The sequence below is a fragment of the Sorangium sp. So ce426 genome (genome assembly GCF_051475585.1).
GTDB lineage: Bacteria > Myxococcota_A > Polyangia > Polyangiales > Polyangiaceae > Sorangium > Sorangium cellulosum_B.
The window spans coordinates 4666801-4688562 of sequence record NZ_CP150341.1 but is presented as its reverse complement, the minus strand read 5'-3'; the positions used below and the strand labels follow the sequence as shown (position 1 = coordinate 4688562).

Below are 21762 nucleotides of genomic sequence, written 5' to 3'. Positions count from 1 at the left end.
AGTGCATGTGCGGTACGTTATTGCTGCGTCCCATGCACTCCATGGATCTGAACCTGCTCGTCGCGCTCGACGCGCTCCTCGAGGAGGAGAGCGTCCTCTTGGCCGCGAAGCGGATGCACCTCAGCCCCTCGGCGATGAGCCGCACGCTCGCGCGCGTCCGCGAGGCCGTGGGCGACCCGATCCTCGTGCGCGCCGGCCGGCGGCTCGTGCCCACGCCGCGCGCCGCGGAGCTGCGCCCGCGCGTGCGCGCGGTGGTCGCCTCGGCCAGCGCGGTCCTCCGCGAGCGGGGCGCGCTCGACGTCGCCGCGCTCACCCGCAGCTTCGCCGTCCGGACCAGCGACGGCATGCTCGGGCTCGTCGGCGCCCCGCTCCTCGACGCGCTGAGGGCCGAGGCCCCGGGCGTCACCGTCCGCTTCCTGCCCGAGGGCGACGAGGACGTCGCCGCGCTCCGGGAGGGCCGGATCGATCTCGACCTCGGCATCATCGGCGACATGGGCCCGGAGATCCGCGTGCAGGCGCTCGTCAAGGACCGCTTCGTCGGCGTGGTGCGCCGCGGCAGCCCGCTCGCGTCCGGCAAGGTGACGCTGGAGCGGTACGTCGAGCACGCCCACCTCGGCGTCTCCAGGCTGGGCAAGACGTGGGGGCCCATCGACGAGGCCCTCAAGAAGAAAGGGCTCGCCAGGACCACAGCGGCCGTGGCGTCAGGCCATTACGCGGCGCTGTGCCTCCTCGCCAGCTCCGACCTCGTCGGCGCGTTCCCGTCGAAGTGGCTCGCGCACGCCGCCCCGCGCTTCGATCTGGTCACGTTCCCGCTGCCCGTGACGACGCCGGCCATCACCATCTCCCAGGCGTGGCACCCCCGCTTCGACGCCGACCCGGCGCACCGGTGGCTGCGCGATCGGCTCCGCCGCGTCTGCCGGTCGCTCGCGGAGCCCAGGGCGTAGCCGCGCCCGGTCGAGCGGCGCCGATTCAGGGCGTGTGAACGTCAACCACGTCGACCGCGTCGCCCGTGAGCGAGCAGCGCTGTGGCGTGAAGACGGTGCCCTTCGACGCATGAAAAGATGCTGAGATCACGCGACTTTTCCAGAAGGGCCGGATCGCGTTGTCACGGTGTCCTCTCCCCCCGAGGCAGGCCCGGCAGTTGGGACTTGACGCCTCCGAGCGGTTGGATTTCCTTCTCGCCCAGCAGCGTCATCACGTGGACGTCGCCAGCGATGTTCACGCCGAGCGCGTCCTCAGAGGATGCGAGCTCGAACACGAGGATAGCGATGAACTTGCGAATGCTAACGTCTCCCGTCGCATCGGCATGGTTTGCGGTCACGGTGATCGCCTGCGCGCCCACCAACCAAGGCACCCAGGTCGGCGCGCCCGATCCGGCGAGCTCCACGAACCCGGCCGGCAGCGCCGCTCCGGCCAGCACCGCGACCCCGAGCGGCGCGGCCCAGACGCCCGCCCCGGCGGAGCCCGCGCCCCTCGGTCCGCCGCTCAAGCCCGCTGCCAAGGGAGCGTTCGCCACGGGGGAGTACCGCAACCTGTTCGCCGAGCTCGGGCACAAGCCCGCCGAGATCGACGCGAAGATCGCGAAGGCCTACGAGCAGCTGTTCCACGGCGATCCCAAGGAGCAGGCCGTCCTGTTCCCCGCGGGAAAGAACGCGAACGGCCCCAAGGCGTACATCAAGGACATCGGCAACGACGACGTCCGCTCCGAGGGGATGTCGTACGGCATGATGATCGCCGTGCAGGTCGATCGCAAAGACGACTTCGACGCCCTGTGGAACTGGGCCAAGTCCCACATGTACCGCGCGGATCCGAAGCACCCCGGCTTCGGCTACTTCTCGTGGCAGATGCGCCCGGACGGCACGGCCATGGATGAGAATCCGGCCCCGGACGCGGAGGAGTATTTCGCCACGGCGCTGCTGTTCGCGTCCAACCGCTGGGGGAACGGCAAGGGGATCTACGATTACAAGAAGGAAGCCTTCGCCATCCTCGACGCGATGAAGAACCGGAAGCCGATCACCGGGCCGGTCAACAAGGACAAGCGCAAGACGACGCTGCACTCGCTCTTCAACGCCGAGCACAAGATGGTGCGGTTCACGCCCGACGCGGACAACTTCGCGAAGAACGGCGATCACACCGATCCGTCGTATCACCTGCCGGCGTTCTACGACCTCTGGGCGGCCTGGGGCCCCGAGGCGGATCGCGCGTTCTGGGCCGAGGCGGCCAAGGTGAGCCGCGATTACTTCGTCAAGGTGACCCATCCGAAGACCGGGCTCGCTCCGGATTACGCCAACTTCGACGGCACCCCCAAGGCTGCCTCCTGGGACGCGGGGACCGCCAACTTCCGCCAGGACGCGTTCCGCACGGCGATGAACTGGTCGATGGACGCGGCGTGGTGGGCGAAGGATCCGCGGCAGACCGAGCTGAGCGATCGCCTCCTCGCGTTCTTCGAGGCGCAGGGCCCCAAGTACAAGGGCAACTTCACCCTCGAGGGCAAGCCCATCGTCGACTACGACTCGCTCGGGCTCGTGGCGGCGAACGCCGTCGCGGCGCTGGCCGCCACCCATCCGCGGGCCTGGCGCTTCGTCGAAGAGCTGTACCAGCGCGAGGCGCCCACCGGCAAGTGGCGGTATTACGACGGCATGCTGTACACGATGTCGCTGCTGCACCTGAGCGGGAAGTTCCGCGTCATCACGCCGCAGGCGCAGGCCGCGGCGCCGGCTACTGCAGCGAAGGCGCCGGCCGCGGCGCCGGCTGCCGCTGCCGCGAAGAAGTAGCTCGGCAGGCGTGGGGGCGCTCGGGATCACGCCGGTGATCGCGGGCGCCCGACACCGACTCCGCTCACAAGGCCTGTCCCGCCGGGAGGTAGCGTTCCAGGACCTGCACCGCGTCGCTGCGGGGCTGGAATAGCGATCACGTTGAAACGCGGAGAATTTTCACAGGGAGGCGGGGAGGCGGGGAGGAAGAAAAGAAAAAATGATTTTCTCCCTCTTTCCGTCTCTCGCTCCCCGCCTCCCCGCCTCCCTGTGAAATTCCTGCTTTTTCCCGCGCTTTCAGCCCGTTTGTCGCTCTAGCCTGCGTCCCCCGGATCACCGGGCGATACCGCGGAGCTCCAGCTCGCCTCCCGGCGAGCGCGCCGCGAGCACGGTGATCGTCGCGGAAGCCGACGGCCCGAACAGCTCGAACGCCGAGAGCCCGGGGACCTCGGCCGCCGGCGCCGAGAGATCGGCCGGCCTCCGCCGCAGGGACGCATTGCCGTCCGCGGGCCGCTCCACCCACTCGATGAGCTCGCCACGGACCTCGGGGAGCACGTACGGCTGGACCGACTGCTCGATGCGCGCGGCCAGGGCGTCGCCGTCCGCAGGAGCGGTGATGTCCCCGATCCGCAGATCGAACTGCTCGTATTTGGGCTCCGGATGAGACGGCGCCCATTCGAGGTAAGCCACCACCCTCTCTCCGGCGCCGAGCATCGGGAAGGACTGCTTGCCTTCCCGGGAGCGCGGGACAGCGCGCCTCGTGCGCCGGTCATAGACCACGATGTCCGCGAGATCGCGCGCGTCCTCGTCGAAGCGGCCGTCGGGATCCTCGGAGAAATCAGCGAAGGCGACGTGCGTCGCCGAGATGTCCGGGAAACGCTGCTGGCCCGGGCCGGACGCGATCGGGACCGCCTCCGCCTGGCCGATCTCGTACAGGAAGACGTCCGTGTCGCCGCGCTCGTCCGCGGTCAGCCAGCCCGTCAGCACCACGGCGTCTCCCGCCACGCGCGGCTCGCCCGCATGATCGAACGGGCCGCGGATCGTCTGCGTCTGGCCACCCCGGCGCACGCGCACAACGCGTGCTCCGTTGTCCGTCGCCTCCCAGACCACGACGTCGCCGGCGAGCGCAGGCCGGCGCGGCGCCTCGGCGGCCGGCGCGAGGAGGAGCTCCTCGCCCGTACCGAGGTCACGCAGCCTCAGGGCGCCGCTCGCGTCGCCAGCCTCGCGCGGCGCGACGTAGGCCAGCAGGCAGCCGTCGATCGCGTAGGGGGGAGCTCCGGGCGCCTGCCGGGCGCCTGTGTCGACGCTCGACGCGAAGACGGCGACGCCGTCGGCCGCGGAGGCGTCGCACGCGGCGGGGGCGCCGCCTCCGCCGTCCGGCAGGTGCGCCGGCGATCCGTCGACGACCGCAGGCGGTTCTTCGACCACCGCCCGCGATTCGTCGACGGCCGCGGGCGAGCAGCCCGCGACGAGCAGCGCGAGCGCGAACCGCCCGCTCCATCCACGGCGAGAGCTCGGTCCTCGATGGTGGCAGGGGCGCGGGGAGATCGGAAAGACTGCTTCTCCCGCCGCGCGGCCTCGTCGGTGCTCGTCCTCGAGCCTCGATGCGCTCAGTGCTCCGGAACCGCTGCCCTTCATAAAGAGTCCTCCGATACTGCGTTTGCTTGCCTCAAGCACCGATCACGTTGAAACCCGGAGAATTTTCACAGGGAGGCGGGGAGGCGGGGAGGAAGAAGAAAATGAATTTCTCCCTCTTGCCTTCTCTCGCTCCCCTCCTCCCCGTCTCCCTGTGAAATTCCTGCTCTTTCTTGTGGTTACAACCCGTTTGTCGCTCTGACCGTCAGCGGCTCCCTCACGAGGGGATTCACTCCGCTTTCCTCTGCGATCCGGAGGGGGCGCGCATGCCGAGGCGCGCCATGCGCTTCTTCAGGCCGTGGCGCGTGATGCCGAGGCGCTCGGCCGCGCGGCTGATGTTCCCGCCGGTCTCTGCGAGCGCCCGCCGGATCGGCTCGCGCTCGTCGTCCTCGGCCAGCACGTGGCGCGCCTCGCCCGGGTTTGCCCGCCCCGCGGCCGGCGGCGGGGCGGGTCCGGCCATCGGCGGCCGGGCCGGCGACGCGGGGCGCTCGGCGGCGTCGGGCGTCCGGCGCCCCCTCGCCGGCAGCGCGCTCGCCCGCAGCGCGCTCGCCCGCGGCGCGCTCGCCCGCATCCCCCGCGGGAGGTGCTCCAGCTCGACGCGGCGCACGCCCAGCGCGGCCAGGCGCTGGGCCAGGTGCGCGAGCTCCCGCACGTTGCCGGGCCACGGGTAGGCATCGAGCGCCGCGAGCGCGCGCGGCGCGATCTCGATGGAGGCGCCCGTCCGACCCAGATACCCGGCGAGCAGCAGCGGCACGTCGCCCTCCCGGTCGCGGAGCGGCGGCAGGTGGATCTCGATGGCGTTCACCCGGAAGAGCAGGTCCTGCCGGAACACCCGCTCGGCGACCGCCTGCGCGAGATCCCGGTTCGTGGCCGCGACGATCCGCACGTCGAACGGCCGCTCGTCGTCGCTGCCCACCGGGCGGTAGCGCCGTGACTCCAGCGCCCGCAGCAGCGCCGCCTGCCGCGCGAGCGGCAGCTCCCCCAGCTCGTCGAGGAAGAGCGTGCCGCCCTCGGCCCGGGCGAGCAGGCCGGGGCGCGCGCGCTCGGCCCCCGTGAACGAGGCCCGCGCGTGGCCGAAGAGCTCCGCCTCGAAGAGCGCGTCGGGTACGGCGCCGCAGTTGACGGCGACGAGCTCGCGCGAGCGGCGCGGGCCGAGATCGTGGAGCGCGCGGGCGAAGAGCTCCTTGCCCGTGCCGGTCTCGCCCATGAGGAGCACGGGCAGATCGCTGTCGATGGCCGCGTCGAGGCGCGCGAGCGCCCGGCCCAGCGCGGCGCTCTGGCCGAGGATGTCGGGGAAGCTCCTCCGCGGCTGGGCCGTGGGCACGACGGTCGTGTCGGCGCGCCGGAGATCGGGCGCGGGCTCCGCGAGCGAGGCGAGGCAGGGAGGCGCCGGGCCTTCGCGGCGGGGCTCTTCCGGCGCGCCGGGGCGGGTGAAGAGCCGCAGGAAGAGCCCCGCGAGCGACGCCCAGCGAGCGGCCCGCGCCTCCGTGACGGCGTCGAAGCACGCCGGGCGGAACCGGTGCTCGACGACGATGAGCGCGCGCGGAGGCCCGGGGAGCGCCGGACCTGGCGAGGCCGCGCTCGGCGCCAGGGCGCGCGCGCCCATCGAGGCGTGGTCCGCGCCGGCGCGCAGCACGAGCCGCGAGCCGCGACCGCCCGGCGTCTCCACGTCGCGCTGGTAGTGGACGGGCGCCGCCTGGCTCAGCGCGAGCTGCGCCAGGTCCGGCGCGATGCGCCGCGCCGCCTCGGCGATCTCCAGCCCGTCGAGGTCGGCGCCCCAGGCCGCGACCACCCGCCCCTGCTCGTCGACCACGGCGAGCAACGCGCGCTCGGCCCCCGACTGCTGCACGAGGGCGCGCGCGAGCCCGACCGCGACCTCCGCGGCGCCGTCCGCTGTCGCCACCGACGCGAGCCACGCCCAGAGCGCGCCGTCCTCTCCGCTCGCCGCCGCCGTCATGCCTGGGCCAGCATACGCGCCGCCCGCCGCAGGTGCGCCCCGCGCCGAGCGCAGCACGTCGAGCGCCTGCGCCTCCACCTCCGCGAGCATCGCCGCGCGCGCCCGCCGCGCGGCCCGGATCGCCCCCCGCGCCGCCCGCCGGGGCTCCGCCGGCAGCCTGGTGAGGTACGCCTGCGCCTCCGCCACCTGGGCCCGCGCGTCCACCAGCGGGTCGTTCGCCCGCACGCCCGGGTCCAGCGCCGCGAGCGCCGCGAGCGCCCGCCGCCCGTCGCCGTCGAGCAACGCCACGTTCGCCCGCGCGATCACCAGATCGGCCTGGATCGCCGCAGGGAGCGACGCCGCGAGCGCCCACGCCTCCTCGATGCAGCGCTCCGCCGCGCGCGCGTCGCCGCGGCGCACCTCGATGTCCGCGCGCGCCGACAGGCACCAGCCGCGCCCCGCCACCTGCCCCAGCGAGCGCGCGAGGCGCATCGCCTCGTCGAGCGCGCCGAACGCCTCCTCGTAGCGCGACGCCTTCCCGAGCGCGATCCCGAGGTTCATCAGGCACGAGCGCATGCCGGCGCGGTCCCCGAGGGTCCGCTTGACCGCGAGCGACGCCTCGAACGTCCGCACCGCGCCGTCCACCTGGCCGCGGTACAGGGCGACGATGCCCGCGTTGTGGTGGAGCCGCGCCACCTCTTCCACGTCGTCCACGCGCTCGCCTTCCACGTCGTCCACGCGCTCGGCCGCCGAGGGCAGCTTCGCCTGCGCCCCCGCGAGCCACGCCTCCGCCTCGCCCCAGTCGGCGCGCATCAGCGCCACGAGCCCCAGCGTCGACAGCGCGAACGCCTCGGCCGCCCCGCCGCCGAGCCGCCGCGCCGCCGCGAGCGCCGCCAGCGCGTGCTCCTTCGCCGCCGTCGCGTCGCCATCCCGCGCGCGCTTCTCCGCGCGCCGCCGCAGCGCGAGCACGAGCACCCGCTCGTCGCGCTGCGCCGCCTCGTCGAGCCACGCCACGACCTGCGGGTGCGCCGCGCCCACGCCCGCGTCGCGCGTCAGCCGCTCGAGCCTGCAGAGGAGCGCCGGGGTCCTCCGGTCCGCGTCCTCGCCGAGCGCGAGCAGCGCCTCGATCTCCTCCGACCGCAGCCCGGCCTCGCGCGCCTGCGCCGCGGCCCGCTCGTGGAGCTGCGCGCGCCGGGCTCTCGTGCACGGCGCCGCCGCCGCCGAGAGGAGCGCCGACGCAGGCGCGCCGGGATCCGCGAGCAGCGCCGCGGCGACCTCCTCGGCGATCTCCGGCGTGGCGAGCGCCGCGGCGAGATCCCTCGCGAGGGCCGGAGCGGACAGCGTGGTGAGCGCGCCGGCCGCCGCCTCCCGCCGCGCGATCAGCGCGCCCGCGAGCAGCTCGCCGAGGGCTCGCTCGCCGGAGGCGCGCGGCGGCCCGCCGGCCCGCGCGTCCGCCCGGCCGCCGCGCCCGAACCCGAGAGCGCAGCGCGCCTCGGGCAGGGCGCCGCCCGCGATCGCGATCGCGGCGAGCGTCGCGCAGGCGCCGGCCGACAGCCCGCGCACGCGCTCGATCGCCGTGTCCTTCGTGAGCGGCACGCGGCCGAGCGACGCGAAGAGCCACCCCGGGTTCTTCCCCGACGCCACGGCGGCCTCGCGCACGCTCGCCTCGTCGTCCACGCCGTGCGCGCGGCACAGCGCGCCGAAGCTCGCGTCGCCGAGCGGCCCGAGCGCCACGCACGCCGCGCCCTCGGGCGCGCTCCGGGCCGTCGCGACCACCTCGATCGCCGCGCCGCCGGGCGCCGCCGGCCGGCACCGGTACGCGTCGAGCGCGGCGCGGAGCTCGGCCGGGGCCTGGTCCAGGTCGTCCAGCAAGAGCAGGAGCGGGGGCCCGTCGCCGGGCGGCGTCACGAACGGCGGCGATCGCTCGGCGCCCCGGAAGAACGCGATGAGCCGCAGCAGGAGCGGGTCGGCCTCGCGCGGGAACGCCACGTAACGGGCGCTCCGCCCGGCGAGCAGCGCCCGCGTCACGAGCTCGCGGCCGAGGTGGCTCTTGCCGGCGCCGCTCGGCCCCGTGACGTAGCGCACGCGGCCCGACAGTGACGGCGCCTGCTGCAGCGCCTCGAGCTCGCGCTCCCGCCCGATGGGCGCGGGCGGCGCCCCCACGGCGATGCCCGCCTCCGCGGCCGCGACGCCGAGCTGCCGGAGCACCTCGCGGGCCTCGGCAGGGCGGTCTCGCGGGTGCAGCGCGAGCAGCGCCTCGACCACCTCGGCCACGCTCGGCTGAACCCACGGTGCGGCGTCGCGCAGCGGGCGCCGCGCGCGAAAGGGCCCGGGCGGGCGGCCCGCGGCCGAGCACCACGCGAGCGCCCCCAGGCTGTAGAGGTCGGACGCGGCCGACGGCGCGCCCCCGGCGAGCAGCTCGGGCGCGGCGAACGCCGAGGTGAACGCGACGGCGCCGCCCGGCGCGCGCGCCCTCGACACCGCCGCTCCGAGGTCGAGGAGCACGGCCGCGGCGCCGCCCCCGCCGAGGGGCCGCATCCGGACGTGCGCCGGCTTGAGATCGCTGTGCACGAACCCCGCGTCGTGCAGGGCGGCGAGCGTCCTCGCGACGCCGGCGAGCACGCCCGCGAGCCGCGCCGGGCGTTCGCCGGCCGGGGCCCCCTGCACCCACGCCGCGGCGTCGTCGCCGGCCACGTACTCCTCGACGAGGAAGGGCGCTCCCGTCCGCTCATCCCGCCCGAGATCGTGCGCCCGCACCACGCCGGGGACGCGCAGGCGCGCGAGCAGCGCGAACTCGCCGAGCAGGGTGTCCTCGCGGAAGGCGCCCTGACGGAACACCTTCGCGACGAGCTCGCGCCCCCGCGCCTCGCGGTCGATCACGCGCCCCACGACGCCCTGCGCCCCCTGCCCGAGGATCTCGCCGGGCTCGTACCGAGCATGGGCCACGAAGGGCTCGCGCCGCGGGGCGTGCATGGCCGAGAGGTTACTCGCGCGCGGCGCTCGCCGTCGCTCCGGCGGCGATGCGGGCGAGCAGGGGCTCGCCGTACGCGGGCGCGCCGAGGAGCGCGAGCGCGCGGCGGAGGCGCGGCTCGGCGAAGCGCCCGAGATCGTCGAAGTGGCGCTCGGCGTCGCCGGCGAGGGACGGGTCCGCGAGCCGCCGCGCCGCCCCGACGTCCGCTGCCTCCATCTCGGGCGAGAGCACCTCGACGCGGAGCATCATGACGCGCACGACATCGGCGGGCGTGGGATCGATGGTGATCGGGATCGAGGCGTCGGTCCACGCCTCCGGAGCGAGGTAGAGCACCCGGACGCCGGGCGTCCGGAACCACTGGCGCTTCCAGGTGTTCACCATGGCGACGGCCTCGTCGTGGTACAGGCCTGTCGCGTCGAGGGCGTCGATCATGCTCGCGCCGAGCGTCTCGACGAACTCGTCGAGCGGCGGCGCTCCCTCGAGCGAGGGGGCGCGCTCGACGAGCGTGTCGCCCGTGGTGATGCCCTGGGGGTGCGCGACGAACGCCCCCGCCGAGGCGCCGACGTTGAGGACGAAGACGGCGCCGATCGCCTCGTCGAGGGTATTCTCGGCGGAGATCGCCCCGCCGGTGCCGGCCGTCACGCGGACGGGCAGGTCGAAGTTGCCGAGCCCTCGATAGAACAGGAAGCGCTCGTGCTGGGGCGTCTCTATCGAGCCGGGCACGCCGGTGACGCGGAGCGGGTTGGCGCCGACCTGGCGCGCGTGAGCCCACGTGAACCGATCGAGCGGCGCCTCGGGCAGAGGGACGGCGCTGTCGCGCCCGAGGATCTCGAACGTACTCCACTGGAGGAGGCCGTTCGCGTTCGGGCCGTACATCTCCGAGCACATCGACGAGCGGAAGGGGAACTCGGGGTCGAACGCCGGGTCCGCGTACGTCGTCACGCCAGCAACGGTGTTGGGCGCGATGATGGGCGGGTAGAACTCGCGGACGGCGGGGTACCACTGCGTGAAGATCCCTTTGCGGAACGCTATCTGGACGTGCGCGGTGAGCGGCTCCTCCGCGTAGAAGTAAGTGACCGGCGTCTCCATCTTCACGTTGGCGCTCGTCGAGATCGAGCCAGCGAGCGTGCCGGCTCCGAGCCGGTCATAAACGAAGGCGGGGAGGTCCTCCTCTTCGTGGTGCAGCCCCTGTTGAAGCGAGCCGTCGGAGCCGACGACCACGGTGTCGGTGCCCCATTCGTGGACGATGAAGCCCTTGCCGGGGTACGCGAGATCCGGCGCCGAAGGCACAGCGGGCGCGGCCTGCTGGCCGGGGGGAGCGCCCTCGTGAGGCGCTGGACCGGGCGGATCGGCCGGCGCGTCGCCGGTCGAGCTGCCGCCGTCCGACGTCGTCACGGAGCATGCGGCGATCAGGGTGGCGAGGAGGACGGGAAGCGCGAGGCGGTGGGATGTCGGTTCGGTTACCATGGTAAGGTCTCCTTCCAGCCCCTGAAGCAGCTCTCGGGCCATCGCGCCAAGCCGTTGAATTTCAATGGATTGCGCGCATCGCAGCGAGGCGGTTACCAGGGGATGTGGTAACCGGAACGGCGGGGTCACCAGGAGCTGGTAACCGTGGATGACCGGCCGAGCGAGGAGCGCTCCAGCGAGGTCCCGGAGTGATAAGTGAAACGCATGGCCACTTTGCCGATCGCCGACCGCTGGTTCGAGATCACGCGCGTCAGCGATGACATCACGCGGCTGATCGAGCCGCACGTGGTGCCGCTGATGCGCTGCAACATCTGGCATGTGCGCGGTCGCGATCGCGACCTGATGATCGACACGGGGTTGGGCATCGTCAGCCTGCGGGAGGCCATGAAGCACCTGATCGACAAGCCGGTGACGGCGGTCGCGACCCACACCCACACCGATCATGTGGGCAGCCACCATGAGTTCGAGCACACCTTGGTGCACGCTCTCGAGGCGGAGAACCTGCGCTCACCGACCGACCGCGGCACCTTGCTGGCCTCGGCGATGGGCGCCGCGACAATCCGCGCGCTGGGCGACGCTGGCTATCCGATCGAGAGCGATTTGATCACCGCCCTGCCCTACGCGGAGTACGACATGGCAAGCTACGCCCTGCGTGACGCGCCGGTCACGGAGGTCGTCGCCGAAGGCGACGTCGTGGATCTCGGCGACCGTCACTTCGAGGTGCTGCACCTGCCCGGTCACTCGCCGGGCAGCATCGGTCTGTGGGAGGCGGCGACCGGAACCTTGTTCCCGGGCGATGCGATCTATGACGGGCCGCTGCTGGATGAGCTCGAGGGCGCGGACATTCCCGCCTACGTCCGCACCATGAAGCGGTTGCGGGAGCTCCCAGTGCAGATCGTGCATGCAGGCCACGACCCCAGCTTCGGCCGGGCACGGCTGATCGAGCTGGTCGATGCCTACCTGGCGAAGCGCGCCTAGCGTGCGCCGGCAGCGCAGGCGATCGTCGAGGAGACCGGCTCGCCGTCCGCCGTCGCTTGACAAGCTTGACAAAATCGAACGGTCGTTCTATCCAGTCGAGGTGGCGAAAGGTGAAGATACCCGGCAGGCCATCCTGGCCGAGGCGCTGGCGCTGGCGAGCGAGGTCGGGCTCTCGGGCGTGACCGTCGGCGCCCTGGCCGAGCGCGTGAAGATGTCGAAGAGCGGCCTCTTCGCGCACTTCAGCTCCAAGGAGAACCTGGACGTCGCCATCCTCGAAGAGGCCAGGCGCCGCTTCGTCGACCTCGTGGTCGCGCCCGCGCTGCGCGAGCCGCGCGGTGAGCCGCGCGTGCGCGCGCTCATCGATCGGTGGTTCGATTGGACAGAGCAGGACTTCATGCCAGGCGGCTGCGTCTTCCATGCCGCCGCGGCCGAGCTGGACGACAAGCCCGGTCCGGCGCGCGACGCGCTCGTCGCGTCGCAGAAAGACTGGCTGGCCACGCTCGCCACCGCCGCGCGCATCGCCGTCGAAGAGGGCCACTTCCGCTCGGACCTCGACCTTTCGCAGTTCGCCTTCGAGGTCTATGCCATCGCGTCCGGCTCTCACGCGCTCAGCCGCTTGATGCCCGACAAGGCGTCGGCGCGCCGGGCCCGCGCCGCCTTCGAGAGGCTCGTGACCGACGCCCGGCGTTCGCCCCGCCGCGCTGCCTGATCCGTCTCGCAATCCCCCGAGGAGGTCCCCCATGCAGGAAGCCCATCAGGTCCATTCGTCGCCCAATAATAGAACGATCGTTCGTACTGATCCGCGGCAGGTCCTCCTGCGCGGTGGGATCCGGTTCGGGTTCAAGCTCCTCAACAAGGCCGCGCCGGATCTGGCCTCCCTGGCGGCCGAACGGCTGTTCCGCTCTCCGCGCCGGCACGCGCGCCCGGCCTGGGAGGAGGAGATCCTCGCCGGCGCGGCGCGCTTCTCGCTGCCGTGGGGCGCGGAGGCGCTTCCCGCGTGGTCGTGGGGGCACGGGCCGACCGTGCTGCTCGTGCACGGCTGGGAGGGGCGCGGGAGCCAGCTCGGCGCGTTCGTGAGGCCGCTCGTGGAGCTGGGCTTTCGCGTGGTGACGTTCGACGCGCCGGGGCACGGCGATGCGCCGAGCCGGTCGGCCACGCTCGTGGAGCTGGCCCGCGCGGTCACCGTCGCGATGGACGAGGTCGGGCCCGTCCACGCCATCGTCGCGCACTCGATCGGGTGCGCCGCGACGACGTATGCGCTGTCCCGCGCGGCGTCCGTCCGGCCCGCGGGCGCTCCGGCGCCGAGGCTCGTGTTCATCGCGCCGCCGATCAGCGCGGTCCGCTACACCCAGCATTTCGCGAAGCTCCTCGGCATCGACGAGGCCGTCCGGCGCCGCATGGTCGCCCGCCTCGAGGCGCGCTACGGCGTGCCGCTCGCGGACCTCGACGCGCTCTCTGCGGCCCCGCGGATGAACGCGCCGCTGTTCGTCGTGCACGACCGCGACGATCGCGAGGTGTCGTTCGAGGCGGGCGCGGCGCTCGCCGATCGCTGGCCGGGCGCGCGGCTCATGTCGACCCGCGGCCTCGGCCACAGGCGCGTCCTGCGCGCGCCGGAGGTGATCGCCGAGGTGGTCGAGGTCGTGACCGGCACCCCGTGGCCGGTCCGGACAGGGCTCGAGGCGTTCGAGCTGGAGCGCGAGCTGTTCGAGCGCGACCGCCGGCGCGTGGTGTGACGCGGTCGCTGACAACGAGCGACTGCCATCCGCATGAGCCGTCCGGAATCTTTCGACCGCTCGTCACGCCATCGCTCGCGCCTTGATCGCGTCTCGCCCAGCAAGATCCCGGCGATACGTCCTCTGTTCCGGCCTGGTGCGTCATCGCGTACACTCGATCCCACGATGAAATCTCCTGGCTTGTTCCGGTTGATCGGGTTGCTCTTGGGCGCCGCGGCCGCTTGCGGCACGTCCTCGAATCAGCAGCCAATGGCGTCCGGGACCGGCGGGGCGGGCGGCAGCCAGCCCGACGGGTCCGGTGGAGCGAGCAGCACGGGCGGCGCGGGCGGCCAGGCCGAGGCCACCTGGCCGACCGGCTGCGCAGAGCAGCCGGCGTCCATCAGGACCGAGGGCACACTCGTCGAGCTCGCGTTCGAGCTCGTCCTCGGCGGCGAGCCGTTCGTGTTCGGCGAGCCGAACGTCGCGCCGGACGGCAGCACGGTCACGCCGCTCAACGTTCGCTTCTACGTCTCGCACGCGGCGCTGATCGGAGAGGACGGCGACCTCGTGCCCGTCGATATCGTCGGCCCGGACGGCGCCGCCACCCCTTACGGGGTCCACTTCTTCAACGCCGAGGACCCGGGCTCGGCCACGTTCCGGCTGCGCGCTCCGGCCGGCAGCTATGAAGGCGTCAGCTTCGTCTGGGGCTTGCACAAGGCCTGCAGCACCTCTCGGCCCGAAGCGAACGTCGCGCCTCTGTCGGAAGCCTCGCAGATGACGTGGCCGCACAGCGGTTACCTCTTCCTGCGCTACGAGGGCAGCGTGGCTCCGCCGGCCGAGGGCGAGGGTGGTTCCGACGATCCGGACGGAGAGACGGCCACGGTTCCGCCGGCGGTCCACATGGGAGGCAACCTGGTCGAGGATCTCGCGCCCAGGGTCGAGGTACGAGGCGCGCTGTCCGTGCCCGCGAGCGGCTCGACGGGCAAGGTCGTCCGGGTCGTCATGGACGAGGTCTTCGCGGGCGCCACGGCGGACGTCGACTTGACCGGGTTCGTCGCGCCGCCCGGGCCCGTGGGAGACGAGCTCCTTGCGGGTGAGCGCCTGCGGCGCGGCCTCCCCGACCTGACGGTGTTCGCGTTCGGTCCGTGACGCCGGGCTTCAACCGTGGCGGGGCCATCGGCCTGGCGGCGTTGCTCCTTGCGGGCGGATGCAGCGATGACGGGCCGGCGGCCCCTGGGGCCCCTGGACCTTTGCCGCCGCTCGTCACGGACGCCATCCCCGCCGGTTTTCCGGCGCGCACCGCGGCGGCCAGAGCGCCGGCCGACAACGCGCTCACCGAGCCGAGGGCCCAGCTCGGCAAGCGGCTCTTCTTCGACAAGCGCCTCTCTCGTACCGGCGAGGTAGCGTGCGCGAGCTGCCATCGCCAGGAGCATGCCTTCGCCGATCCGGACCCCGTCACCCGGGGGGTCGACGGCCGCCTGGGACAGCGGAACGCGCCCGCGCTGGTGAACCTGGCCTGGGGCGAGAGCTTCTTCTGGGATGGCCGCGCGGCCACCCTGGAAGAGCAGGTGGGGAAGCCCATCGAGAACCCCGACGAGATGGATCTACCGCTCGCCGAGGCCGTCGCTCGTGTCGCCGGTGATGACGTCTACGTGAAGGCGTTCGCGGATGCCTATGGCGGGCCTCCCGGCGAGGAGTCCTTGCGCAAGGCCATCGCCAGCTTCCTCCGTTCGATCGTCAGCGCGGACAGCCCTTACGACCAGCACCGGCGCGGGGACGACACACGCTTCGGAGACGCCGAGCGCCGCGGCGAGGCGCTGTTCCTGACCGAGCGGGCTGACTGCTTCCATTGCCACCCGTCCGGAATGCTCACCAACGAAGGCTTCTTCAACAACGGCACGTACCTCGACGGCGGCGACGTCGGGCGGCAAGTGATCACCGGACGCACCGGAGACCTTGGCAAATTCAAGGTGCCCGCTTTGCGGAACATCGCGGCGAGCGCCCCCTATATGCACGACGGATCGCTGGCGACGCTGGAGGAGGTGGTCGACCATTACGATCGCGGCGGGCGAGGGCATTTCTCGACCGATCCGCAGATCGAGGAGCTGGGGCTCTCTCCGGACGAGAAGGCCGATCTGGTGGCGTTCCTGCGGTCGCTGACCGATGCCGCCTTCCTCGACGATCCGCGGTACCGCCCCTGAGCGGGCGTGATGTCGGCGCGCGTCGAGATGTCCCTGAGCTCCGCCATCTGCTTGGGCGTGAGGGGACGATCGAGCGCGACATGAAAAAAATCAGGGCAGCCACCGGCAAACGTCGACGATCTCCCGGGCCACCGCGACGACGCCCTGCGGTCCAGCGACGCGGGCGAACAACGGCGCCAGGTGCCCGAGGTCGTCCTTCGTCCAGTCGTCGAGGAGATCGGGCCGCGGCTTCCAGCCGAGCTCGTTCAGGAGCCTCTGGCAGACGCGGCGCGCGTGCGGCTCGGTCATCGAGGCGGCCAGCGGGATCAGCGCGAAGAGCGCCTCGTCCTCGTCGCTCGGCCGCGCCAGAGCGCGCTCGACCACATCGCGCGCGATCGCCGGCGCGTCGTCCGGCGAGGCCACGGCGATCGCGACCAGGTCTGACCAGTTGGCGCCGATCTCGCGGGACAGGTGGAGGACCGCATCGGCCCCGAGAGCCCGGGTCCACGCAGCGGCGTTCCGCGCGAAGAGCAGGCGCGCGCCGTCGCTCGCCCGCAGATCGCCCGACAGCTGGGCCCAGGCGGCCTCGCGGACCGCGGCGGGCAGGTGCGCGAGCAGCGCGGATCGCGCCTCGATCCGGTCCGACGGCTGGGGCAGCGTGTCCACCAGCGCGAGCGCATCCTCCACGCGCCCCAGATCGCAGAGGCGCGCGGCGACGGCCGTCACCACCGGGAGCTGGAAGCCGGCCGCAGCCGCGCACGCCTGGACCAGCGCGGACGCGGTGCCGGCAGGTGCGTGCGGCGCGAGCGCGCAGATGCTCAAGCTCGCGTCCGGCGGAAGCCAGTCGTCCGAGAGCAGCGACAGCGCGAGCCCCAGCGCTTCCGACGCGCCCGCTTCCCGCTCCTCCGCGGGCAGGCCCGAAGCGAGGCGGGCGAGGACCGTGTGCCGCTCCGAGGGGGGCAGCGCCTCGGACCATGCCCAGAGCCCGCGCACCGCTGCGGGAGGCCATCGCGCGGCGGCCTCCGAGAGCCGCGGCAGCTCGTTGCTCCTCTCGTCGGCCGGGACCTCGGCGAACGCCTCGCGACCGAGGTCGCGCGCCTCGTCCTCGGGCAGCAGCGCCGCCAGGGACACGCGCGCGAGCCGGCTCTCCCTGGTCCGCTCGCGACCGAGCCGCGCCGCTGCCTCACGCGCGGCCGTCACGCGCGCCTGCCCGTCGAGCGCGTGCGCCACGGCGGCGAGCGCGCCCCCCTCGGCGTGCTCCTCGCCGGCGGCCTCGAGCGCCCAGCCGAGCACGACGGCGCGCTCGGCGTCGGGCAGCTCGTGCGCCAGCCGGATCAGGGCACCGGCACGCTCGACGGCGTCGGCGATCGGCCGCCCGGCCTCGAGGACGTCCTCGCCGACGCGCGGCATCTCGATGTGGGGTCCTGCGGAGCCCTCGCCTCCCTCGGCCCCTTCCTCTTCCTCCTCGTCGTCGTCCTGCGCCGCCAGCGCGGCCCGCGCGCGCCGCGTCTCCTCGAAGCCAAGGATCGTTCGCACCGAGCTCGTCACGAGCAGGCAGCGGACCCGCGCTGCCAGCACCGCCACGACATCACCTCCGGCCGCGGCATCGACCAGGAGGCGCGCCGCGCACGCCGCCGTCGCGTCCACGTCGGCGATGAACCCGGACGAGCCATCCGGGCGTGTCCTCCACACGTCGAGCCACGCCCTCGAGACCAGGTCGAGCCGCTCTGCGAGGCGCGCGCCGACCCGCTCCAGGTGAGCGCGCCAGTTCCGGCATACGTAGTCAGAGACCGTGCCCGAGGCGAACGCGCGCTTCCCGTGCTCGGCGAACCGGCGATCGACCGCCGCGCGCTCGTGCGGCGCGAGCCGCCCTTCGATGACCTCCGCCCAGGCCGGGTGACGGAGCGCAAGGCCTGTTTCTCCGGCAGCCACCAGCGGTCCGCTCAGCTCGTTGCAGGCGCCGACGCTCACCGTCGAGATCGCGAGGAGCTCTTCCCTCTCGATCGGCGCGAGCGCGCCTGCAAGCCATGGCAGCGCGGCGCTCATCGAGCCACCGTCGCAGAGATCGAGGACCCCTGAAGCCCCGGCGGGAGCGCTCGGGAGCGCCGTTCCCACAGCCACGAGATCCCGCGTGAGCACCTCGATCAGCGCCTCCACGAGGAGCGGCTCTCCGCCGCTCACCCGTGCGACATCGTCCTTCACGCCGGCCGGCAGATCCCCGACCCTCCGCCCGATGGCCTCCGCGATCTCGTCGGCCTCCATCGGTGACAACGCGACCACCTCCGTCTCCTCTCCGCTCCCTCCGAGCGCATCAATCGAGCGCGCCGACAGCACGGCGCGCACGCCGGGGCCGAGGTCTTGCAGGAATCGCTGCGCTGCATCGAGGGTCCGGGAGGCGCCCTCGTCGAACCCGTCGAGAATCACGACGAACGGCCTGCTTCCGGGCGGGCGGCCCTCCGCGAGCATGATCGCAAGGTCGCGCCGCATCTGCTCGACCCCGTGCGGCCGCTCGCCGGTGCGCCGCGGCGTCCTGAGGAACAGAGCCACGCGAGCATAGAGGAGGTTCAGCGCCGTGGACTCCAGCGCCGTACCGAACCGGCGGCTCACGGGGACGAACGCTACCTCGTGCCGGCCCGCGCGGGCCAGCTCCAGCGCCCACGCGCCCAGCAGCATCGACTTGCCGCGCCCGCTCGGTCCGAGCAGCGCCACGCGCGCGCCGCCGTGCTCCAGCCACGCTTCGAGGCCCGCCACGGCGCCAGCGCGCGCTCTCCCGCCGAGGGGGGCGCTGCGGCAGCGCTCGACCTCGCGCCAGAAGGCGAGGACGCCGCGCTCCGCCGCCGCCGGGCCAGCGGCCGGCGCATCCGGTGCTCGCGAAGGAGTGCTCACGTCCCTTCGAAGGGCGGTGTGCTCGAGGGAGCAGTCCTGAACGGCACGGAGCGTCCCGCTAGCCATACATTGCCGTTCCACGCCTTGCCATCCGAGCCGATGACACCGTTCTTCTTGCCAGTACCGCCGTTGTTCGCCGGGTGAAGGCCGAGCTCACGCAGGACCTGCGCGCAGAATTTGCATGGATCCATGAGCTTACCGCGCCTGTCCGTCGTCGTCATCTTGCCCTCCTTCACCTGTTTCTGCAGCTCCTTCCTGATCTCGGTGTCTTCGGCCGCGGAGTCCTTCAGCGTCTTACCGTTTTTCTTGCGGTCCTGCCGGATGTCTTTCGCCAGGTTGTTCAATGCATCGATCTCGGCGCAGTGCCCGGCGCTCGATGGCGCCGGCCCCGCCACCTTGCCCTCGTCGAACTTCTTGTGGGCATTGGCGACAGCGGGCTGGAGCGCAGGGTCGAGCGCGCCCCCGAACGTGCTCGATCCGTGGTGCGTCTTGCCGCCGGCGGTCTCGATCTCGGTCCCGGCCTTGGCCATGAGCCCGTCCGGATCGACGAGCCGCGTCGGCTGGTTCTCCGCGTAGGCGAATCCATTGAGACCGCCGAGGATCCCGATCGGATCCGCGCTGATATAGCGACCCGCCTCGGGATCGTAATAGCGGTTGCGGTTGTAGCAGAGGCCGATCTCGTCGTCCCAGTACTGCCCGCGAAAGCGGATCGGCGTCGACACCGGCGCCGGCGCGTCGCGCGCGGGCTCGACCTTTCCCCAGGCGCTCCGCCGCAGCTCGCACGCGACGGCGCCGTCGGCGCCGACGAGCCGCTCCGGGGTGCCGATCTCGTCGTTCAGGTAATGATACCACTCGCCCTCCCCGGCGCGCTGCGCCCACGGCGCGCCGGCCTCGAAGACGTACGTGCGCGCATCCACGGTCGGCACGGCGGGGGCAGCCGTGTCGCCGGTGACCTGCCGGATCTCGTGCACGAGCTCGGCGCCATCCCAGACGAACCTCGTCGCGCTCTCCGGCCGCAGCTCGCCGGTCGAGAGCCGCCGGGAGACCCGCTTGGCGACGCGCCGGGCGTCCGGATCGTACGAGAACTCCACGACGGTGCCGTCGGCGCGCTCGACCGACTGCAAGAGCCCACGCGCGTCCCAGGCGTACCGGGTGACCTCGAGCGCTCCGGCGGGGGTCCTGGCCCGCGTCTCCTTGAGGCGCGCGTCGTCGTCCCAGAGGAGCTCGGTGTCTCCCTTCCTGAGCAGACGATTTCCAGGACCGTACGAGCGATCCTGCTTGCCAGCGCCGACGTCGAACACGTTCCCGCAGGCGTCGTAGCGAAAGAGCTCGGCGCGCTCGTGCTCCGGGACGTTCGCCAGGATCTGGCTCGCAGGGTCGTACTCGAAGCGGCGCGTGCCGTACGCCTGGTCCCACGCCTCGACGAGCTCCGACGCAGGCGAATACCGGTACGCCTGGTGCACCGTCATCGACGCCGGGGCGTGGCCCACCCATTCCGGTTCGTTCGGCCCGACGTGCACGCGGCTCGACGGCGAACAGACGCGCCGTTCGACGAGGCGATCCATCAGGTCCCACGCGCTCTCGATCCGGCCGCCTCGCGGGAGCGTGCGGCAGACCTCACGCCCCGCGGCGTCGTAAGCGATCCGGACCTCGTCTCTTCCGTCGAGGATCACCCTCTCCGCGAGCCCGCCGACGTTGCGAATCCACCTGGCGGAGGCCCGCCGGATCGATCGCCCGGCGGATGTGCCCGTCGGGATCGCGCTCGATCTTCGTCATTCGACCGAGCGGATCGGTGATCGAGAGCTCGCGGCCGAGGCGATCCCGCTGCCAGACGGTCATGGCGCCGGCCGGATCGACGAACGTCCGGAGGTGCCCGTGCTCGTCGTACGTCCGGCTGAACACGGCCCCGGCGCTCACGGCCTTGTCGAGCTTGCCGAAGCGGTTCCCGAAGTAGCGATGAACCGTGATGGAGTCCGCGACTTCGACGTATCCGTCCTCTCCGAACTCCAGCTTGCAATGGTAGATGCCTCTGGCGACGGTCTTCCCGTCGGCCAGGCGCGCCGGCACGTCCTCCGCCAGGCTGCGGTCGGGCCCATCGGCGTAAGCGCCCCACGTCTCGACGCAGCGGCGCCGATCGTCGTAGCGGAATGAGAACGTGAGCCCGGTGGGGCTCGTATGGGAGGTGAGGAGGTGTTCCTGGTACGTGTAGCGCGTCGTGTAGCCGTCCGCGTCGGTCGCGGACGTGAGATCCCCGGCCGCGTCGTAGCTGTACTGCGCGAGAGGCACCCAGACACCGCGCTCCCGTGCGTTCTTGATCTCGAAGGCGCCGATGCGCCCGTCGGGCGCCCGCCGGACCCGGACGATCCGGCCGACGCTGTCGGTGATCTCGGCGAGCACGCCCTCGCGGTACGAGAGCCTGATCTCGTTGTTGTATCGGTCCTTGATCGCGGTGAGCCGGTACCGCTTCCCCGCCGCTTCGGCGAACACGTACCAGCTGCCGTCGCCTGTATCGAGGACGAAGCCGCGCTCCTCCCGCGCGAGGACCCAGCCGTGGGGGCCCGCCGCGCCGGCGCCCACGGGGATCGCGTCGAGATCGACCGGCCCATCGTCGGTCCAGACGCGGAGGATGCGCTGCCGCACCTCGATCTCCCACGCCAGCGAGTGGCTCCATCCGAACCCCAGGCCGACGTCGCGATCGAACGCCGCGGTGGTGTAGGACCGCACGATCGAGAGCGGCAGCGGTCCCGGAAGCTCGACGTCAACGGCGGGAATCGTGAACACCCGGCCCGTCACCACGTCGACCGGATCACCCTTCGCGGCCATTCCCGATTTCTTGCCGCCATGGTGGTTCGGGCAGCCGGCGCCGTCGCCGCCTGCGCTGCCACACCCGGACTTCCCGCCGCCGCTGGCGTCCTTGCCGCCGTTGGAGCCATTGCCGCCCTGTTTACCGCCAGAGCCGTTTCCTCCAGCGCCGCCGCCACCGCGACCGGCCCCTCCCCCTCCCATGATGAAGACGCCCGGGTTCATTCCAGGGATGGCGGGGATGTTCGGTACAGGCGCAGTGCGGGCCATGGTCTTCTCCCGGGGTCTCGTGCGGTCTTGCCGCCGTGCGATCCAGACGAACGTACACCTGCTGGCCCCCGTATGCACCCACACGCTCGCAGCCCGGGGCAATGCGCATCGACGAGGAGGATGCCCATGAAGAGCGACCCAGGCATCCAGCCCGCTCCACGCTGCGTCGAGC

General features: G+C 72.6%; 14 protein-coding genes. 7 read left to right on the top strand and 7 right to left on the bottom strand.

The features are described from left to right. The first annotated feature begins 32 nt into the window (after positions 1–32). The gene (locus tag WMF44_RS17250; protein ID WP_437300202.1) at positions 33–944 is read left to right on the top strand and encodes a LysR family transcriptional regulator; all 912 of its coding nucleotides are present in this window, start codon (positions 33–35) and stop codon (positions 942–944) included. Positions 945–1105: 161 nt separating this feature from the next. Here WMF44_RS17250 and WMF44_RS17245 read toward each other — a convergent pair whose 3' ends face one another. Then, positions 1106–1342 (bottom strand): hypothetical protein, encoded by a 237-nt coding sequence (locus WMF44_RS17245; protein WP_437300201.1) that lies wholly within the window; start codon positions 1340–1342, stop codon positions 1106–1108. Between WMF44_RS17245 and WMF44_RS17240 the strand changes: the two genes are divergently transcribed. Next, positions 1323–2774, top strand: coding sequence for a glycosyl hydrolase family 8 (locus WMF44_RS17240; RefSeq protein WP_437300200.1), 1452 nt, complete (start codon positions 1323–1325; stop codon positions 2772–2774). The two genes, WMF44_RS17245 and WMF44_RS17240, sit on opposite strands and share 20 nt — an antisense overlap. A 312-nt stretch (positions 2775–3086) precedes the next feature. On the opposite strand, the gene WMF44_RS17235 is transcribed toward WMF44_RS17240, so the two are convergent. From WMF44_RS17235 to WMF44_RS17225, 3 genes are all read right to left on the bottom strand, one after another. Further along, positions 3087–4181 carry a hypothetical protein gene (locus tag WMF44_RS17235; RefSeq protein ID WP_437300199.1) on the bottom strand — a complete coding sequence of 365 codons (1095 nt, stop codon included), beginning with the start codon at positions 4179–4181 and terminating at the stop codon, positions 3087–3089. Between the two features lie 436 nt (positions 4182–4617). Beyond that, positions 4618–9297: a sigma 54-interacting transcriptional regulator gene (locus tag WMF44_RS17230; protein ID WP_437300198.1), complete on the bottom strand. Its 4680-nt coding sequence runs from the start codon at positions 9295–9297 to the stop codon at positions 4618–4620. 10 nt (positions 9298–9307) lie between these two features. Further along, positions 9308–10762: a hypothetical protein gene (locus WMF44_RS17225; RefSeq protein ID WP_437300197.1), complete on the bottom strand. Its 1455-nt coding sequence runs from the start codon at positions 10760–10762 to the stop codon at positions 9308–9310. Positions 10763–10966: 204 nt separating this feature from the next. Between WMF44_RS17225 and WMF44_RS17220 the strand changes: the two genes are divergently transcribed. The 5 genes from WMF44_RS17220 to WMF44_RS17200 all read left to right on the top strand — a co-directional run bounded on the left by WMF44_RS17220 (position 10967) and on the right by WMF44_RS17200 (position 15653). Continuing rightward, positions 10967–11740 carry an MBL fold metallo-hydrolase gene (locus WMF44_RS17220; protein ID WP_437300196.1) on the top strand — a complete coding sequence of 258 codons (774 nt, stop codon included), beginning with the start codon at positions 10967–10969 and terminating at the stop codon, positions 11738–11740. 100 nt (positions 11741–11840) lie between these two features. Further along, positions 11841–12449: a TetR/AcrR family transcriptional regulator gene (locus WMF44_RS17215; protein ID WP_437300195.1), complete on the top strand. Its 609-nt coding sequence runs from the start codon at positions 11841–11843 to the stop codon at positions 12447–12449. A 31-nt stretch (positions 12450–12480) separates the two neighbouring features. Further along, a complete protein-coding gene (locus WMF44_RS17210) occupies positions 12481–13473 on the top strand; it encodes an alpha/beta fold hydrolase (RefSeq protein WP_437300194.1) in 993 nt (330 codons plus the stop codon). 249 nt (positions 13474–13722) lie between these two features. After that, complete coding sequence (locus WMF44_RS17205) at positions 13723–14601, top strand: MbnP family protein (RefSeq protein WP_437300193.1); 879 nt, start codon at positions 13723–13725, stop codon at positions 14599–14601. Further along, positions 14598–15653, top strand: a complete 1056-nt coding sequence (locus WMF44_RS17200) for a cytochrome-c peroxidase (RefSeq protein ID WP_437300192.1) — start codon at positions 14598–14600, stop codon at positions 15651–15653. Before WMF44_RS17205 ends, WMF44_RS17200 begins: the two co-directional genes overlap by 4 nt. Before the next feature lie 90 nt (positions 15654–15743). Here the strand turns inward: WMF44_RS17200 and WMF44_RS17195 are convergent, their stop codons facing one another. From WMF44_RS17195 to WMF44_RS17185, 3 genes are read right to left on the bottom strand one after another with little or no spacing between them, the layout of a single operon-like run. Beyond that, positions 15744–18518, bottom strand: coding sequence for a hypothetical protein (locus tag WMF44_RS17195; protein WP_437300191.1), 2775 nt, complete (start codon positions 18516–18518; stop codon positions 15744–15746). Beyond that, positions 18515–20191, bottom strand: a complete 1677-nt coding sequence (locus tag WMF44_RS17190) for an RHS repeat domain-containing protein (protein ID WP_437300190.1) — start codon at positions 20189–20191, stop codon at positions 18515–18517. Before WMF44_RS17190 ends, WMF44_RS17195 begins: the two co-directional genes overlap by 4 nt. Continuing rightward, a complete protein-coding gene (locus tag WMF44_RS17185; protein ID WP_437300189.1) occupies positions 20136–21590 on the bottom strand; it encodes a DUF6531 domain-containing protein in 1455 nt (484 codons plus the stop codon). Before WMF44_RS17185 ends, WMF44_RS17190 begins: the two co-directional genes overlap by 56 nt. Between the last annotated feature and the right edge of the window lie 172 nt (positions 21591–21762).

What these genes read in the sequence shown, in the direction of transcription:
- WMF44_RS17250 (WP_437300202.1), top strand. Translation starts at nt 33, where the DNA reads ATGCACTCCATGGATCTGAACCTGCTCGTCGCGCTCGACGCGCTCCTC.
- WMF44_RS17230 (WP_437300198.1), bottom strand. Translation starts at nt 9,297, where the DNA reads ATGCACGCCCCGCGGCGCGAGCCCTTCGTGGCCCATGCTCGGTACGAG.
- WMF44_RS17225 (WP_437300197.1), bottom strand. Translation starts at nt 10,762, where the DNA reads ATGGTAACCGAACCGACATCCCACCGCCTCGCGCTTCCCGTCCTCCTC.
- WMF44_RS17220 (WP_437300196.1), top strand. Translation starts at nt 10,967, where the DNA reads ATGGCCACTTTGCCGATCGCCGACCGCTGGTTCGAGATCACGCGCGTC.
- WMF44_RS17210 (WP_437300194.1), top strand. Translation starts at nt 12,481, where the DNA reads ATGCAGGAAGCCCATCAGGTCCATTCGTCGCCCAATAATAGAACGATC.
- WMF44_RS17205 (WP_437300193.1), top strand. Translation starts at nt 13,723, where the DNA reads ATGGCGTCCGGGACCGGCGGGGCGGGCGGCAGCCAGCCCGACGGGTCC.
- WMF44_RS17185 (WP_437300189.1), bottom strand. Translation starts at nt 21,590, where the DNA reads ATGGCCCGCACTGCGCCTGTACCGAACATCCCCGCCATCCCTGGAATG.